The sequence below is a fragment of the Streptomyces luteoverticillatus genome (genome assembly GCF_003970715.1).
Lineage (GTDB): Bacteria > Actinomycetota > Actinomycetes > Streptomycetales > Streptomycetaceae > Streptomyces > Streptomyces abikoensis.
Genome location: NZ_CP034587.1, coordinates 4,139,437 through 4,155,475 on the forward strand (window position 1 = coordinate 4,139,437; position 16,039 = coordinate 4,155,475).

At 72.0% G+C, this 16,039-nt stretch carries 16 protein-coding genes; 4 read left to right on the forward strand and 12 right to left on the reverse strand.

What is annotated here, in order from left to right; all coding sequences use genetic code 11:
- Positions 1-29: 29 nt before the first annotated feature.
- Positions 30-1,265 (forward strand): MFS transporter, encoded by a 1,236-nt coding sequence (locus EKH77_RS18330; RefSeq protein WP_240667409.1) that lies wholly within the window; start codon positions 30-32, stop codon positions 1,263-1,265.
- A gap of 355 nt (positions 1,266-1,620) precedes the next feature.
- On the opposite strand, the gene EKH77_RS18335 is transcribed toward EKH77_RS18330, so the two are convergent.
- The 6 genes from EKH77_RS18335 to EKH77_RS18360 form a co-directional block, all read right to left on the reverse strand.
- On the reverse strand, positions 1,621-2,607 hold the full coding sequence (locus EKH77_RS18335) for a YgfZ/GcvT domain-containing protein (RefSeq protein ID WP_126915420.1): 987 nt from the start codon (positions 2,605-2,607) through the stop codon (positions 1,621-1,623).
- 10 nt (positions 2,608-2,617) lie between these two features.
- The gene (locus EKH77_RS18340; protein WP_126915421.1) at positions 2,618-3,055 is read right to left on the reverse strand and encodes a Fur family transcriptional regulator; all 438 of its coding nucleotides are present in this window, start codon (positions 3,053-3,055) and stop codon (positions 2,618-2,620) included.
- Positions 3,056-3,074: 19 nt separating this feature from the next.
- Entirely contained in the window at positions 3,075-4,109 is a 1,035-nt protein-coding gene (locus EKH77_RS18345) for an ABC transporter substrate-binding protein (RefSeq protein ID WP_126915422.1), read from the reverse strand.
- Between the two features lie 7 nt (positions 4,110-4,116).
- On the reverse strand, positions 4,117-4,890 hold the full coding sequence (locus tag EKH77_RS18350; RefSeq protein WP_126915423.1) for an ABC transporter ATP-binding protein: 774 nt from the start codon (positions 4,888-4,890) through the stop codon (positions 4,117-4,119).
- On the reverse strand, positions 4,890-5,912 hold the full coding sequence (locus EKH77_RS18355; RefSeq protein WP_240667760.1) for a FecCD family ABC transporter permease: 1,023 nt from the start codon (positions 5,910-5,912) through the stop codon (positions 4,890-4,892). Before EKH77_RS18355 ends, EKH77_RS18350 begins: the two co-directional genes overlap by 1 nt.
- Before the next feature lie 315 nt (positions 5,913-6,227).
- On the reverse strand, positions 6,228-6,827 hold the full coding sequence (locus tag EKH77_RS18360) for an FABP family protein (protein WP_126915425.1): 600 nt from the start codon (positions 6,825-6,827) through the stop codon (positions 6,228-6,230).
- 271 nt (positions 6,828-7,098) lie between these two features.
- Between EKH77_RS18360 and EKH77_RS18365 the strand changes: the two genes are divergently transcribed.
- Entirely contained in the window at positions 7,099-7,470 is a 372-nt protein-coding gene (locus tag EKH77_RS18365) for a DsrE family protein (RefSeq protein ID WP_126915426.1), read from the forward strand.
- 32 nt (positions 7,471-7,502) lie between these two features.
- Here EKH77_RS18365 and EKH77_RS18370 read toward each other — a convergent pair whose 3' ends face one another.
- The 6 genes from EKH77_RS18370 to EKH77_RS18400 form a co-directional block, all read right to left on the reverse strand.
- Positions 7,503-7,787: a DUF3099 domain-containing protein gene (locus EKH77_RS18370; protein WP_126915427.1), complete on the reverse strand. Its 285-nt coding sequence runs from the start codon at positions 7,785-7,787 to the stop codon at positions 7,503-7,505.
- Between the two features lie 116 nt (positions 7,788-7,903).
- Positions 7,904-8,194, reverse strand: a complete 291-nt coding sequence (locus EKH77_RS18375) for a DUF1416 domain-containing protein (RefSeq protein ID WP_126915428.1) — start codon at positions 8,192-8,194, stop codon at positions 7,904-7,906.
- 31 nt (positions 8,195-8,225) lie between these two features.
- Positions 8,226-9,068, reverse strand: coding sequence for a sulfurtransferase (locus tag EKH77_RS18380; RefSeq protein WP_126915429.1), 843 nt, complete (start codon positions 9,066-9,068; stop codon positions 8,226-8,228).
- Positions 9,069-9,473: 405 nt separating this feature from the next.
- Positions 9,474-10,184 (reverse strand): LmeA family phospholipid-binding protein, encoded by a 711-nt coding sequence (locus EKH77_RS18390; RefSeq protein ID WP_126915430.1) that lies wholly within the window; start codon positions 10,182-10,184, stop codon positions 9,474-9,476.
- Between the two features lie 242 nt (positions 10,185-10,426).
- Complete coding sequence (locus tag EKH77_RS18395; protein WP_126915431.1) at positions 10,427-11,623, reverse strand: hypothetical protein; 1,197 nt, start codon at positions 11,621-11,623, stop codon at positions 10,427-10,429.
- Positions 11,624-11,633: 10 nt separating this feature from the next.
- Entirely contained in the window at positions 11,634-11,927 is a 294-nt protein-coding gene (locus tag EKH77_RS18400; protein ID WP_126918144.1) for a MoaD/ThiS family protein, read from the reverse strand.
- A 145-nt stretch (positions 11,928-12,072) separates the two neighbouring features.
- On the opposite strand from EKH77_RS18400, the gene EKH77_RS18405 reads away from it, so the two are divergent.
- Both EKH77_RS18405 and EKH77_RS18415 read left to right on the forward strand, forming a co-directional pair.
- Complete coding sequence (locus EKH77_RS18405; protein ID WP_164737815.1) at positions 12,073-13,806, forward strand: ABC transporter ATP-binding protein; 1,734 nt, start codon at positions 12,073-12,075, stop codon at positions 13,804-13,806.
- A gap of 176 nt (positions 13,807-13,982) precedes the next feature.
- Positions 13,983-15,881 (forward strand): ABC transporter ATP-binding protein, encoded by a 1,899-nt coding sequence (locus tag EKH77_RS18415; protein ID WP_126915432.1) that lies wholly within the window; start codon positions 13,983-13,985, stop codon positions 15,879-15,881.
- Positions 15,882-16,039: the final 158 nt, after the last annotated feature.

Genomic DNA, 16,039 nt, shown 5'->3' on the forward strand with positions numbered 1-16,039 from the left:
CGTACTGGAGCGTGCCAAGGGGGACCCCTGTGACCATCACTCGACCCGCGCCGTTGGAGGCGACGGCGGCGGTTGCCGTTCCGGCCCGGTGGATCTGGCTGGCGGCCTGGCCTGTCACAGCGGTTTTCGTCCTGTCCAACGCGGCGACACCGCTGTACGCGCTGTGGCAACGCGACATCGGCTTCTCCAAGGGCACGATGACCGTCGTCTTCGCCTGCTACATCGTGGGCCTCATCGGCTCGTTGCTGGTGTCGGGCGTGGTCTCCGACCGGGTGGGCCGCAAGCCGGTGCTGCTCCCGGCGCTGGGGCTGGCGGTGCTGGCCTGCGGGATCTTCGCCACGGCCACGTCGGTGGCCGCGCTGATGGCGGCCCGGCTGTTCACGGGGGTCGCGGTCGGGGCGGTGGTCTCCGCGGGCATGGCGGCGGTGACGGACGTGGCCGGCCCCGAACGCAAGCGGCTCGGCGCGCTGCTGGCCTCCTGCGCGATGGTGCTCGGCGCGGGCCTGGGGCCGCTGCTGGCCGGCGTGCTCTCCGAGACGCTGCCCGGTCCGACCGCGACCGTCTTCCTGGTCGAGATCGCGCTGCTCGCCCTCGCGTTCGTGACCGTGCTGCGCATGCCGGTGCCCCGGCCGTCGGGCGCGGGCGGGGGCGGGGGTGTGGGTGCGGGCGCCTGGATCCGGCTGCCCAAGGTGCCGCGGGGGAGCGGGCGTCAGTTGTTCCTCGGGATCGCGGTGTTCGCGCCCGGCATCACGTCGACGTCCTTCGTGCTCTCGCTCGGGCCGTCGCTGCTGTCCGGGCTGCTGGGCACGACCAGCCGGGTGGTCGCGGGGGCGATGGCGTTCGTGATGTTCCTCGCCGCCACGGGGGTGCAGTTCGCGGTGAAGGGGCTGCGGGTGCGGGGGATTCTGGTGGGTGGTGCGGTGAGTGTCGTGGCGGGGATGGTGGCTCTGATGGCCGCCGTGTGGACGTCGTCCGTCGTCCTCCTGGCCGCTGCGGCGGTCCTCGCCGGCGCGGGGCAGGGCATGGGCCAGCTCGGCGGGCTCTCCCTGCTGAACTCCACCGTCCCCGGCACCCGCCTCGCCGAGGCCAACGCCGCGCTGAACGTCGGCGGTTACGTCCCGGCCGGCGCCCTCCCCGTCGCGGCGGGCTACCTGAGCGACGGCATCGGCCTGACGGGTGGGGCGACGACGTTCGCGGTGGTGCTCGGTGTATTGGGGGCGGTGGGGGGCGGGGTGGCGGCGCGGCTCGGTCCCGCGAGGGGTTAGTCCCCAGCCCCGCCCCTTCCCGTTTCCCGGGGCTGCCGCCCCGGCCCCCGCACGTGCGCGGTGGACACGGGGCTTCGCCCCCGACCCCGAGGCTCCGCCCGGGGTCCACGGCCGGTGCCGGGGCCCGTCACCCTCTCCCGGGGCTTCGCCCCAGGTCCCCGCAGGCCGGCCCGAGGGCTTCGCCCCGGGACAGTGGCGTGCCGCTCAGGCCCTTTGCCCGCCGGGCCTGCGACCGCAGGTCGCACCCCGGCCTCGTGGCCGCCGAGCCCGGGGCGGGGGGCTGGGGGCCTGCCCCCAGGAAACGGTGAAAGGGCGGGACCGGGGCTCACCCCCCGCCAAGCCCAGCCGCACGGCGCTACGGCTCGACCACGACCTCCTGCGCCGCCGCCGTCCCCGCGCCCTCCCCGACAATCAAGGCCGCGTCCAGCGGAACGTTCCGCTTCACCAGGGCCAGGGCGATCGGGCCCTGCTCGTAGTGGCGGGCCGAGGTCGTGACGAAGCCGAGCCGGCGGCCGTCGGGGCCGTCGGCGGCGAGGCGGACGGGGGCGCCGTGGGGCGGCAGGTGGACCTCGCTGCCGTCGAGGTGGAGGAAGACCAGCCGACGCGGCGGCTTCCCCAGGTTGTGGACGCGGGCGACCGTCTCCTGGCCGCGGTAGCAGCCCTTCTGGAGGTGGACGGCCACGCCGATGAGGCCCAGCTCGTGGGGGATCGTCCGGTGGTCGGTCTCCAGGCCGAGCCGCGGGCGGTGGGCCTCGACGCGCAGGGCCTCGTAGGCGAGGACGCCCGCCGCCGGCCCGTGCGCGGCGGCGAAGTCCGTCAGCGAGGCGCGCGGCAGGAACAGGTCCCGGCCGTGGGGCGTCTCGCGGGCCACCACGCCCTCGGGCGTCTCCGCGATCGAGCCGGCCGGCAGATGGACCACCGCGAAGTCGTCGGTGCGGTCGGCCACCTCGACCTTGTAGAAGAACTTCATGCTCTCCAGGTAGGCGAGGAGCGCCTCCCGCGTGCCGGGCTCGGCGTGGATCCAGGTCGTCTCCCCGTCGTCGACCAGGTACAGCGCGTGCTCGATGTGGCCGTGCGGGGAGAGGATCAGGGCCTCCGTGGCCTGCCCCGCCGGGAGGTCGGTCACGTGCTGGGTGACGAGCAGGTGCAGCCAGCTCAGCCGGTCGGGGCCGGTGACGGTGACGACCTCCCGGTGCGAGAGGTCCACGAAACCGGTCCCGCCGGCGAGCGCGCGCTGCTCGCGGAACAGGTCGCCATAGTGCGCGGCGACGCCTTCGTCGGGCCCCTCGGCGGGGACGGCGCCGGGCAGCGACAGCAGCGGGCTCTTCGATTGACGCAGCATGGGACCAAGCCTACGGCTCGGGGTCCGGCGCCTTCGAGGAGCAGTCGGCGCACCGGCCGAAGATCGCGAAGTGCTTCATGTCCGTCTCGAAGCCGAAGGTCTCGCGGAGCTTCGCGGTGAAGTCCGCCGCGACCGTCAGGTCGGCCTCGACGACGCCGGTGCACTCCCGGCAGACGAGGTGTATGTGGTCGTGCCGGTCGGCGAGATGGTACGTCGGCGCCCCGTGCCCGAGATGGGCATGGCTGACCAGCCCCAGCTCCTCCAGCAGCTCCAGCGTCCGGTACACCGTCGAGATGTTCACCCCGCCCGCGGTCCTGCGGACCTCGGTGAGGATGTCGTCCGGCGTCGCGTGCTCGAGCCGGTCCACGGCCTCCAGGACGAGCTGGCGCTGCGGGGTCAGCCGGTAGCCGCGCTTACGGAGGTCGCTCTGCCAGTCGGTGTCCACCACGTTCCCAGTCTAGGCAGCGTCAGGCACCCCGTACCCCTTTCAGGTATCCGGCGAGCGCGGCGACGGCCGACGGGTTGCGGGGGCTCTCGACGAGATCGACGTAGTCGAGGACGAAGACGCGGTCGTTCTTGATCGCCGAGACGCCCGCGAGCGGCGGGTAGGACATCAGGAACTTCTTCTTCTCCGCCGCGCCGACGTTCCCGTAGTTGTTGATCACGATGACCTCGGGGTCCCGCTCGACGACCGTCTCCCAGCCGACCGTCACCCAGGAGTCGTCGAGGTCCTTCATCACGTGGTCGCCGCCCGCCTTGGTGATGATGTCGTGCGGCCCGGCGAAGGCCCCGGCGGTCAGCGGCTTGTCCTTGCCGTCGTCGTAGAGGAACACCCGCGGCGCCCGGCCGTCCTTCGGCGTCGCCGCCCGGGCGTCGGCGACCTGCTTCTTGAAGCCGTCGACGAGCTTCCGCGCCCGGTCCTCCACGTCGAAGATCCTCCCCAGCGTCTCCAGGTCGGTGTAGAGCGCCTCCAGCGGCGGCATCACCCCGCGCGACGTGCCCGTGCCGCCGTTGTGGCAGGACTCGGTGAGGACGTACGAGCCCACGCCGAGCTTCTTCAGCGCCTCCGGGGTGAAGCCGTTGCCCTCGCCGAAGCCGTAGTTCCAGCCCGCGAAGACCAGGTCTGCCTTCGCGTCGAGGACGAGCTCCTTGTTGATCTCCTTCTTCGACAGCCACTTCACCTTGTCGTAGCCGCTCTTCCAGGGCGCCGCACCCTTGTCGTCCCTGCTGGTGCGGTAGTCCGGTGCCACATAGCCCGCCATGTGGTCCTCCAGGCCCAGCGCGAACATGATCTCGGCTATCCCGACGTCGTTGGTCACCACGCGCTGCGGCGCCTTGTCGTACGTCGTCTTCACCCCGCAGTTGGTGATCGTGACCGGGTAGTGGCCGCCGGACGCCGCCTTCGGCTGTTTGTCGTCGGGAGCGTTCGAAACCTTGGCGCCACAGCTCGTGAGGGTGATGGCGGTGAGGAGGACGGCGAGGGTGACGCGGGCAGTACGCATGGTGTCCTTACGCGAGCGGGAGGCGGTCGAAGAGCAGCTGCGGGGCGCCGGAGACCGGGTGCGGCACGCGGTGCGCCCGTACGCCGAAGACCTCGGCCAGCAGCCCGGCGGTCAGCACGGAGTGCGGCGGCCCGGACGCGACGATCCGTCCGCCCGCGACGACATACAGCGCGTCGCAGTACCCGGCGGCGAGATTGAGGTCGTGCAGCGCTGCCACGACCGTCACCCCCGACTCGCGCACCAGTGACAGGACCTCCAGCTGCTGGGCGATGTCCAGGTGGTTCGTCGGCTCGTCCAGCACGAGCACCTTCGGCTCCTGGGCCAGCGCCCGCGCGATCAGCACCCGCTGCTTCTCGCCCCCGGACAGCGTCAGGAAGCCCCGTCCGGCCAGGTGCGCGGCGCCCACCCGGGCCAGCGCCGCCGCGCACACCTCGGCGTCCGCCGCCGTGGCCCGGCCGCCCGGCCCCTGGTGCGGCAGCCGGCCCATGGCCACGACCTCGGTGGCCGTGAAGTCGAACTCGCCGCCCGACTCCTGCGGCAGCGCCGCCAGCCGCCGCGCCCCCTCGCGGGCGGTGAGCGCGTGGAGGTCGTCGCCGTCCAGCAGCACCCGGCCGGCGGCCGGCCGCAACGCCCGGTAGACGCAGCGCAGCAGCGTGGACTTGCCGCTGCCGTTCGGCCCCACCAGCCCCACGAATTGCCCGCTGTCCGCCCGTAGCGCGATGTCCTCCACCAGCCGCGCGCCCGCGATGTCGACCGCGAGCCCCTCGATGTCGACCCGCATCACGAACCCCCGAAGACATAGCCGCGCCGCCGCATCAGCACCACGAAGCAGGGCACCCCGATCAGCGCGGTGATCACCCCGACGGGCAGTTCCACCGGCGCCAGCAGCAGCCGGGAGACGACGTCCACCCACAGCAGCAGCACCGCGCCCATGAGCGGCGCCACGGCCAGCACCCGGCGGTGGTCGGCGCCGACGAGCATGCGGGTGACGTGCGGGACCATCAGCCCCACGAAGCCGATCGCGCCGCTGACGGCCACGACGGCCCCGGTGACCGCGGCCGTCACCACGAACAGCACCCGCCGCAGCCGCTCGGCGTCCACGCCCAGCGTGGCGGCGGTCTCGTCGCCCATGGCCAGCGCGTTCAGGCGCGGCGCCGACCACAGCAGATACCCGGTCCCGGCCAGCACCACGGCCGCCGCGATGGGCACGGACGACCAGGTGGCCCCGCCCAGGCTGCCCAGCAGCCACATCATCGCCGAGCGCGCCGCCTCGCCCCGGTCGGCGCTGAACACCATGAGCGTGGTGATCGCGGAGAAGCCGTAGTACATCGCGCTGCCAGTCAGCACCAGCCGCAGCGGGGTGAGCCCGTGCCGGGTGCGCGCCGCCGCGTAGACGAGCGCCATCGCGGCCAGCGCGGAGGTGAACGCGGCACCTGACAGCGCCCACACGCCGAGCGAGCCCAGCGCGCCGAAGAGCAGCACCGCGTTGGCGCCGACGGCGGCGCCGGAGGAGATGCCGAGGACGAACGGGTCGGCGAGGGCGTTGCGCACCATCGCCTGCACGCCCACCCCGATGGCCGACAGCCCCGCGCCGACGACCGCGGCCAGCAGGGCGCGCGGGAAGCGCAGCTCCCACACGATCGTGTACGCGGGGACCTCGTCCGGCGCGATGGTCCCGCCGCTCAGCCCCGCCCACAGATGGCGCGTCGTGTCGCCCCAGCCGACGCCGGACGCGCCGAGCGCCACGCAGCACAGCAGCGAGACCAGGAGGGCGGCGGTGAGGGCGGCCAGGAGCGGTGGCAGGGGGAGCGGCCCGCGGGGTGCGGGGCGCGGCCTGCCGGGCCCCGGTCCGGCCGTTCGGCGCGCGACGGCCGGGAGATCTGTCGACACGGGCGGTTCGCCTTCGCCTCGGGCCGTGGCTCCGCCCGCGGACACGTGCCGATGCGGCGCGTCCGCGTGTACGGGTGGTGTCCCCTCGCAGTCCACGGCGAGTGTGCTGGGATCCACGCCGCCGCGGGCGATCGGGCTCGTGTGAGACCCCCTCAGGGGGCCTCACACCTACCGTTGCGGGTCAGCGCCGGAATTCGACCGGACTTCCCCCGCGGGGCGCGAAAGAGGTTACTTTTCCTCGGGCTTGTACGGCGTGCCGTCGGGGTTGAAGAAGGAGACGCCGTCCGGCAGGTCCTCGGGCAGGTTGCGCGCCCACTCCTGCAGCTCCTCGGGGACCTTCTTCAGCTGCGCCGACATGTACGGGCGCAGCGGCACCTCGGGGGTGGCCTTCTCGCCGACCCACATGAGGTCGCCCTTGACGTAGCCGTACAGGCGCTTGCCGCCCGAGTACGGGCCGGAGGCGGCGGTCCGCGCGACGGCGTCGGTGGCGATGTCGATCTGCGGCTTCTGGTCGGCGAGCTCGCCGTACCAGACCTCGACGACACCGGAGTCGCGGATCATGACGATCTCGACCTTGCGGTCCTTGTCGATGCGCCAGTAGCCGGTCTCGGTCTCCAGCGGCTTGACCGGCTTGCCGGCCTCGTCCAGCACCCAGGAGCGCGAGACGTACTCGAGGAAGTCCCGGCCGTCGTGGCTGAAGACGACTTCCTGGCCGAAGTTGCACTTCTCGGCGCCGGGGAAGTCGTGGACGCCCGCGCCCTCCCACGTGCCGAGGAGGAACGCCAGGGGGACGAGGTCGGGGTGAAGGTCGGACGGAATCTCGATCATGAGCTCAGGCGATCTGTAGGCGATGCGGGCAACTGGGTCAGCGCTGGCCCTGGTACAGCTTCTTCCAGGTCAGGCCCGCGAAGGCCATGACGCCGACGGCGACCAGTACCAGCAGGGTGGTGAAGAAGCCTTCAAGCACGAGCGCGCTCCTCGGTCGGAGTGGAGATCTATGTCGGTACGGACCGGACAGGAGTCTAGTCGGCCGCCTCGGGGACGGCGCTGTGAGGTTGGCTGTCGAGGTTGTCCGTCCCGTCGTCCTAGAGTGACGGGCATGGCGAACGCGAAGAAGCTCGTGATCAAGGTGACGGCGGGCGCGGACGCGCCCGAGCGGTGCTCGCAGGCGTTCACGGTGGCTGCCGTGGCCGTGGCCAGCGGCGTCGAGGTGTCGCTGTGGCTGACGGGGGAGTCGTCGTGGTTCGCGCTGCCCGGGCGCGCCGCGGAGTTCGAGCTGCCGCACGCGGCGCCGCTGCCGGACCTCATCGACGGGATCCTCGCCGGGGGCGGCATGATCACGCTGTGCACGCAGTGCGCGGCGCGGCGTGGGATCGAGGAGAAGGACCTGATCGAGGGCGCCCGGATCGCGGGCGCGCAGGTGTTCGTCAGCGAGGCGATGGCGGACGGCACGCAGGCGCTCGTCTACTAGCCCCTTGCCAGTCCACTGGTCCCTAGTAGTCCCTAGTCGCGGCCCCACGGGTCGCGCGGGCCCTGGCGGCGCTTGCCGTCCAGCTCGTCCCACCACTCGTCCGACTTCGGGTCGCCCGACGGATCGTCCCACCAGCGGTCGTCGGGCCCCCGGCGGTTCGCGACGACGGCCGCGACCGGCGGGATGACCATGGCGAACAGGCACAGCCCGACGGCGGCCGGCACCGACCACAGGCGCACGACGGCCCACGCCATGACGAAGAGGAATATGCAGGTCCCCATCATGGCGAAGTAGAGGTGCTTACGCCTCGCGAGCACACCTTCACGGTACGACCGCGGGCGGGTGCGCGCGAAGGGCCGCACCCCCGCAAGGCGTCCAACCCCGGGGTGCGGCCCTTCGGGTCTCAGGCGGGTCCTACGGACCCACGGCCCGTTCAGACGGCGATGGCGACCTCCGCCAGGGCGCCCTTCTCCGTGAGCACGACCTTGCGGTCGGCCGTGGCGCCCGGGACGAGCGCGCGGACCGTCCACGTGCCCTCGGCCGCGTAGAAGCGGAACTGCCCGGTCGCGGACGTGGGCACCTCCGCGGTGAAGTCGCCGTTCGCGTCCAGGAGCCGGACGTAGCCGGTGACGGGCTCGCCGTCGCGGGTCACCGAGCCCTGGATGGTGGTCTCACCGGCCTTGGCGGTCGAGGCGTCGGGGCCGCCTGCCTTCGCTCCACACATGAGATCGATCCTTACTGTCGTGGCCGGAGGGTCAGTTGGCGCCGAGCTCGATCGGCACGCCGACCAGGGAGCCGTACTCGGTCCAGGAGCCGTCGTAGTTGCGGACGTTGGCCTGGCCCAGCAGCTCGTGGAGGACGAACCAGGTGTGCGCCGAACGCTCGCCGATGCGGCAGTAGGCGATGGTGTCCTTGCCGAAGTCCACGCCCGCGCCCTGGTAGAGCTCCGTGAGCTCGTCGTCGGACTTGAACGTGCCGTCGTCGTTGGCCGACTTCGACCACGGGATGTTGCGCGCGGTCGGGACGTGGCCCGGGCGCTGCGACTGCTCCTGCGGGAGGTGCGCCGGGGCGAGCAGCTTGCCGCTGAACTCGTCGGGGGAGCGCACGTCGACGAGGTTGAGCTCGCCGATCGCGGACAGGACGTCGTCGCGGAAGGCGCGGATGGACGCGTCCTGCGGCTGGGCCCGGTAGGCGGTCTGCGGGCGCTTGGGCACCTCGGCGACCAGGTCGCGGGAGTCGAGCTCCCACTTCTTGCGGCCGCCGTCGAGGAGCTTCACGTCCTGGTGGCCGTAGAGCTTGAAGTACCAGTAGGCGTAGGCCGCGAACCAGTTGTTGTTGCCGCCGTAGAGGACGACGGTGTCGTCGTTGGCGATGCCCTTCTCGGACAGCAGCTTCTCGAATCCGGCCTGGTCGACGAAGTCGCGGCGGACCGGGTCCTGAAGGTCGGTCTTCCAGTCGATCCGGATGGCGGTCTTGATGTGGTTCTTGTCGTACGCGGACGTGTCCTCGTCCACCTCGACGATGACGGTCTTGGGGTGGCCTTCGTCGATGCGGGCCTGGACCCAGTCGGCGTCCACCAGGACGTCACTGCGGCTCATGCTGATCTCCTCCGGGGCAGTTGCGGTATGCCGGCGGGCGGTGCGGGACGCGGTGCGTACGCGTGCGGCACCGCGCGGCGGGTGGAGCGGTGGTGCGGGGAGGCGGCCGAGGGGCCGGAAAGGGGTCCGGTAAGCGGGCCCCGTCAGACACGGCGACACAGCATGGCGGCCACGCGGCACAGGTCCACTGCCCGCCGCTTGGTGAGATCCGCCTGTCGCTTCATAAGGGGGATCGTAGGGAGGGGCGGGAGCCCTGTCACCGGGGTGCCGGATAATGAGACGAAAGATCTCGCATGGTGGGATGTCGGGCTTCCCGATGGGCTTGCCGGCCCCCGTCCGGCCCTTTCGTCAGCCCGAATGGACTGACGTGCGGACGGAGGCGTCTCGCAGCGTGGACGCGGGGGTTCAGCCCGCCAGGTTGACGTCGGTGCCGGTGAGGGTGATGTCGACGCCGTTCGGCGTCGCGACGACCGTGTCGAGCTTGATGCCCCGGGGCAGGCCCGTGATCTTCCGGTCGAAGTCCGTCTTCTCGCGGATCTTCCGCTCCAGGCCGGGGATGCCCTGCGAGGGGACCTCGTTCGCCCGGACGCGGACGGTGTCGCCGTTCACGACCGTCACGGTGGAGATCACGCTCTGCTGCGACGCCTGGCCCATGACGGTGACCTTGCCGGAGACCTTCACCTGGTTGCCGCCGGTGGCGTCCTTGCCGCCGTAGCCGACGCTGACGTCGGGGTCGCCGGTGGCCTTGGTGAGCTCCTCGTAGGTGAGGTGCGCGGTCCCGCTCGCGCGGCCGGCGGTGGCGGAGGTGTAGCTGCTGCTGACGCGGACGTCGTGGAGGGTGGCGTCGAAGCCGCTCACCTTGATGGAGCGGTCGCCCGCGCCGGCCGTGACACCGCCGTCGAGCTTGATCTCGACCTCGTCGAGCTGGGAGCTCGCGACCTGGGTGAGGAAGGGGAAGCCCTTGATGGAGACGTCCGGGGTGCCGGAGAGGCCCTGGCTGCTGCGGATCTTGTCGGCGACCTGGTTCTCGGCGAAGTAGACCGCCGCGCGGTCGGCGCCGATGAACAGGGCCGCCAGGATTATGGCGGCGATCAGGAGCCTGCGTATCGCGCGCATCGGTTCGTTCGTCCCCCACTCTTGGTCAGGCTTTCCCGTGAGCCTAGCCCGGGAGGGTGGGCGGGTGTCGACCCGCGTGCGTCACCGGTCTGTAACCGTTTGGGGGAGCCTGCCCCGGTCCCGCCCTTTCACCGTTTCCGAGCGGGGCTGCCGCCCCCTCGCACCCCCGGACAGTTTGAGGTCCGGGGTCTGGGGCGGAGCCCCAGGAAACGGTGAAAGGGCGGGACCGGGGCCCCGAACCCCTACCCCAGGGCCCTGCCCAGCACGTACACAACCGGGGCCGCCAGCGCGAGCGGCAGGGCCACTCCCGCCGTCATGTGGACGAAGCGCGACGGGTAGTCGTAGCTCGCGACGCGCAGGCCGGCGAGGGCGCAGACGCCGGCCGCCAGGCCGAGCAGCGCGGCCGTGGGGCCGAAGCCGGTCAGCTGGCCGCCCGCGATGCCCGCGCCCGTCGCGGCGATCAGCGCGACGACGGGCGCGGCGACCGACGGCAGCGGCAGGGCGCGGGCCAGTACGGCCGCGGCCACGCCGAGCGCGCCGATCACGACCGCGTCCGGGTCGGCCGCCAGGTGGCCGCCCGCCATGACGGCCAGGGCCGACGAGGCGGTGGCCGCCGTCAGCCCGTAGAGCCGCTCGTCCGACCCGGCGTGGCTGCGCAGCTGGAGGACGACGACCAGCAGGATCCATACGCCGAGGGTGCCGAGGAGGACCGTCGGCGCCTTGGCCGTGTCGGTGGCCAGCAGCCCGACGTCGGCGGCGACGCCGCCGAGGAAGGCCAGCGCGATGCCCTGCCGGGCGGGCCACATCCCGTTCAGCCGGAACCAGCCCGCCGCCGTCACCGCCTGGAGCAGCACCACGGGCACGGCCAGCGCGGGCCGCGCCAGCGGCGCCGCGGCGGCCAGCAGCCCGGCGAGCACGGCGGTGATCAGCGCCGGCTGGAGGCCGGGCGACACGATCTGCGGGCGGCCCTCCGCCTTCGCCTTCTCGGCGGCGGTCATCGGGGCCACCGCGGCGGCCGGCCGCTCGGCCAGCTCGCCGGGGACCGGCGCGGGCACGACCGCGCCCTGCGGACGGGGCACCGGCAGCGGCGCGGGCGGCTCGTAGCCGGCCGGCTCCCGGTCCCACGACCCGTCGTACGCGGGCGCCGGATCCTGCTGCTGCCAGCTGTGCGTGTCCCAGCTCTGCGTCTGCCAGGTCTGGGTGTGCGGCTCGTCGTGCTGCTGGTAGTCCTGCTGGGGCTGCGGCCACGCGGCGGGCTGCTGGTGCTGCGGCGCCTGGTGCTGTGGCTGGTGCTGCGGCTGCCCCTGGTGCGGCGCCTGCTGCTGCCCGTCGTAGTCGTAGTCGTACGACCCATAGCCCTGCGGCGGCGGCTCGTACTGCGGGTACTGCCCGTGCTGGTCGTACGGGTCATAGGGATTGCGGTGGTGCTGTTCGCTCATGCTGCCGGGGTCACCCTCCTGCGAAGGGCGGGAGCACCTCGACCGTGCCGCCCTCGGTGAGTCGGACCGTCGAGTGGTCGCGCGTGCCGACGGGGTCACCGTTCACGAGGAACGAGCAGCGCGTGAGCACCCGCGCGAACTCCGGCGCCGCCTCGTGCGCCCGACGGGCCGCGACCAGCGCGTCCGCGAGCGTGCGCGCGGCGTACGGCTCCTCGGCCGTGCCCGCGGCGGCCTTGGCCGCGGCCCAGTACCGGATCGTGCCGGCCGGAGGCTCCGGCTCGGCCGGTCCCGGCTGTGCCGGCAGCGATGCCGGACGAGCCGTGTGTGTCGTCGCCACGGCGACCCCTTTCGGTTTCTTGCCGCCTCCATGATGACGGGTGCCGGGCCCGCCATGTCCCCGCCCGGTAAAGGAGAGGCCCCATCGAGAGCTGCTCGCATAGGCTTCTTGTGTGTTGGTGCGACTTCTACGGTCGTCTTTGCGGCCCTATACCGGAGCGATCGCGCTGATCGTGCTCTTGCAGCTCGTTCAGACCCTCGCCACTCTCTACCTCCCCAATCTCAACGCGGACATCATCGACAAGGGTGTCGTCAAGGGCGATACCGGATATATCCTGAGCACCGGCGGGCTGATGCTCGCCGTGACCCTCGCGCAGATCGTCTGCGCCATCGGCGCCGTGTACTACGGCGCCCGGACGGCCATGGCGGTCGGCCGGGACCTGCGCGCCGCGGTCTTCGACCGGGTCCAGTCCTTCTCCGCGCGTGAGATGGGGCAGTTCGGGGCGCCCTCGCTGATCACCCGCACGACCAATGACGTCCAGCAGGTCCAGATGCTGACCCTGATGGCGTTCACGCTGATGGTGTCGGCGCCGATCATGTGCGCGGGCGGCATCGTCCTGGCCGTCCAGCAGGACGTGCCGCTCTCCTCGCTGCTGCTGGTGATCGTGCCGGTCCTGGCGGCCATCGTGAGCGTGATCATCTGGCGGATGCGGCCGGTGTTCCGCGGGGTGCAGTCCCGCATCGACACGGTCAACCGGGTGCTGCGCGAGCAGATCGCCGGCATCCGCGTCATCCGCGCGTTCGTCCGCGACGATCACGAGCGGAAACGATTCAGGAGCGCCAACACCGAGCTGATGGACGTCTCGCTGCGCGCGGGACGGCTGATGTCGCTGATGTTCCCGTCCGTGATGCTGGTGGTGAACCTGTCCTCGATCGCCGTCGTGTGGTTCGGCGGGCACCGGATCGGCGACGGCGGCATGGAGATCGGCGCGCTCACGGCGTTCATCAGCTATCTGATGCAGATCCTGATGTCGATCATGATGGCCACCTTCATGTTCATGATGGTGCCGCGCGCCGAGGTCTGCGCCGAGCGCATCCAGGAGGTCCTGACCACGGAGTCGAGCGTGGCGCCGCCCGCCGTCCCGGTGACCGAGCTGCGGGGGCGCGGTCACCTGGAGCTGCGCGCGGTGGAGTTCGGCTACCCGGGCGCCGAGGAGCCGGTGCTCCGCGACGTCTCCCTGGTGGCCCGGCCCGGCGAGGTCACGGCCGTCATCGGCTCCACGGGCAGCGGCAAGTCGACCCTGCTGGGCCTGATCCCGCGGCTGTTCGACGCCACCGGGGGCACCGTCCTCGTCGACGGCGTGGACGTGCGGGAGCTGGACCCGGCCGCGATGTCGGCGGCCGTGGGGCTCGTCCCGCAGAAGCCGTACCTCTTCTCCGGCACCGTCGCCTCCAACCTGCGCTACGGACGCCCCGACGCGACCGACGAAGAGTTGTGGCAGGCGCTGGAGACCGCGCAGGCCCGTCCGTTCGTCGAGTCGATGGACGGGATGCTGGAGGCGCCGATCTCCCAGGGCGGCACCAATGTCTCCGGTGGCCAGCGGCAGCGCCTGGCGATCGCCCGGGCCCTGGTCCGCAAGCCGGAGATCTACCTCTTCGACGACTCCTTCTCCGCCCTCGACTACGCGACGGACGCCCGGCTGAGGGCCGCGCTGTCGCGGGAGACCGGGGACGCGACGGTGGTGATCGTCGCGCAGCGGGTGTCGACCATCCGCGACGCCGACCGCATCGTGGTCCTCGACGAGGGCCGGGTCGTCGGCACGGGCACCCACACCGAACTGATGGGGACGAACGAGACCTACCGGGAGATCGTGCTCTCCCAGCTCACCGAGGAGGAGGCGGCGTGACGTCCCTCGAGAAGCCCGCCGCGAAGCCCGCCGAGCCCGCCGCCGCCGGCGGCCCGGACGGAAAACCAGGAGGACCGGGCGGCCCGGGCGGAGCGGGCGGCCCCGGCGGACCGGGCGGTAAACCGGGCGCCCCGCAGCGCAGAGGCCCCGCGCCCGCCGTCGGCATGGCCCGCTTCATGGGCGGCCAGCCCACCGAGAAGTCCATGGACTTCGCCGGCTCCGGCCGTCGCCTCCTCGCCCGGCTGCGCCCCGAGCGGGCGGTCGTCTCCCTCGCCCTGGCGCTCGGCGTGGCCAGCGTGGGGCTGGCCGTCATCGGCCCCAAGGTCCTCGGCCACGCCACCGACCTGATCTTCGCCGGTGTCGTCGGCTCCCAGATGCCGGCCGGCGCCACCAAGGCCCAGGTCCTGGACCGGATACGGCAGCAGGGCAACGGCAAGATCGCCGACGTCCTCTCCGGCGTCGACTTCGTCCCGGGCCACGGCATCGACTACGGCGCCGTCGGCAACGTGCTGCTGTGGGCGACGCTGATCTACGTGGGCTCGTCCCTCTTCCAGCTCGTCCAGGCCCGCATCGCCACGAACGTCGTCCAGAAGGCCGTGTTCCGGCTGCGCGAGGAGGTCGAGGAGAAGCTCGGCCGGCTGCCGCTGAGCTACTTCGACAAGCAGCAGCGCGGCGAGGTCCTCTCCCGGGCCACCAACGACATCGACAACATCGCGCAGACCCTCCAGCAGACCCTCAGCCAGATCATGGCCTCCCTGCTGACGATCGTCGGCGTGCTGGCGATGATGTTCTGGATCTCCTGGCTGCTGGCCCTGGTCGCCCTGGTGACCGTGCCGGTGTCGATCGTCGTCGCCACCCGGATCGGCAAGCGGGCGCAGCCGCAGTTCGTCGCCCAGTGGAAGTCCACGGGCAAGCTGAACGCCCACATCGAGGAGATGTACACCGGCCACTCGCTGGTGAAGGTCTTCGGCCGGCAGAAGGAGTCCGCCGAGACGTTCCGCAAGGAGAACGACGAGCTCTACGAGGCCGGGTTCAAGGCACAGTTCATCTCGGGCCTGATCCAGCCCGCGATGATGTTCATCGGCAACCTCAACTACGTGCTCGTCGCCGTGGTCGGCGGTCTGCGCGTGGCGACCGGTTCGCTGTCGATCGGTGACGTCCAGGCGTTCGTGCAGTACTCGCGCCAGTTCAGCCAGCCGCTGACCCAGGTGGCCTCCATGGCTAACCTGGTCCAGTCCGGCGTCGCCTCGGCCGAGCGCGTCTTCGAGCTGCTGGACGCGGAGGAGCAGTCCGCCGAGCCGGCCGACGCGCGCCGCCCCGACCGGGTGCGCGGCGAGGTCTCCTTCGAGAAGGTCTCCTTCCGCTACGAGCCCGACCGCCCGCTCATCGAGGACCTGTCGCTGACGGTCCGGCCCGGCCAGACCGTCGCCATCGTCGGCCCGACCGGCGCCGGCAAGACCACCATGGTCAATCTGCTGATGCGGTTCTACGAGGTCAACGGGGGCCGCATCACGCTCGACGGCGTCGACGTCGCCCAGATGTCCCGCGAGGAGCTGCGCTCCCACATCGGCATGGTCCTCCAGGACACCTGGCTCTTCGGCGGCACGATCGCGGAGAACATCGCCTACGGCGCCCCCGAGGGCGTCTCGATGGACAAGATCGTGGAGGCGGCGAAGGCCACCCACGTCGACCGCTTCGTCCGTACGCTGCCCGACGGCTACGAAACGGTGATAGACGAGGAGGGCTCCAACGTCAGCGTCGGCGAGAAGCAGCTGATAACCATCGCGCGGGCCTTCCTCGCCGAGCCGGAGATCCTCGTCCTCGACGAGGCCACCAGCTCCGTCGACACCCGCACCGAGGTGCTGATCCAGCAGGCCATGGGCCGGCTGCGGACCGGGCGCACCAGCTTCGTGATCGCCCACCGCCTCTCCACCATCCGTGACGCGGACGTCATCCTGGTGATGGAATCCGGCCGCATCGTGGAGCAGGGCACCCACGACTCGCTGCTGGCGACGGGCGGGGCGTACGCCCGGCTGTACGAGGCGCAGTTCGCGGAGCCGGTCGCGGAGGCGTAGGGCTTTTCGTACGGCGGGCTCTTTGGATGGCGGGCTCTTCGTACGGCGGGCGCTTTGTACGGCCTGGGGGTGCGCGCCGTCGCGGCGGCGCGTGCCCCGGCGCGCGCTCCTGTGCGCCCTCCGTGCCGCAGCGCACCCCCATCCGGCCGCCCGCCGGC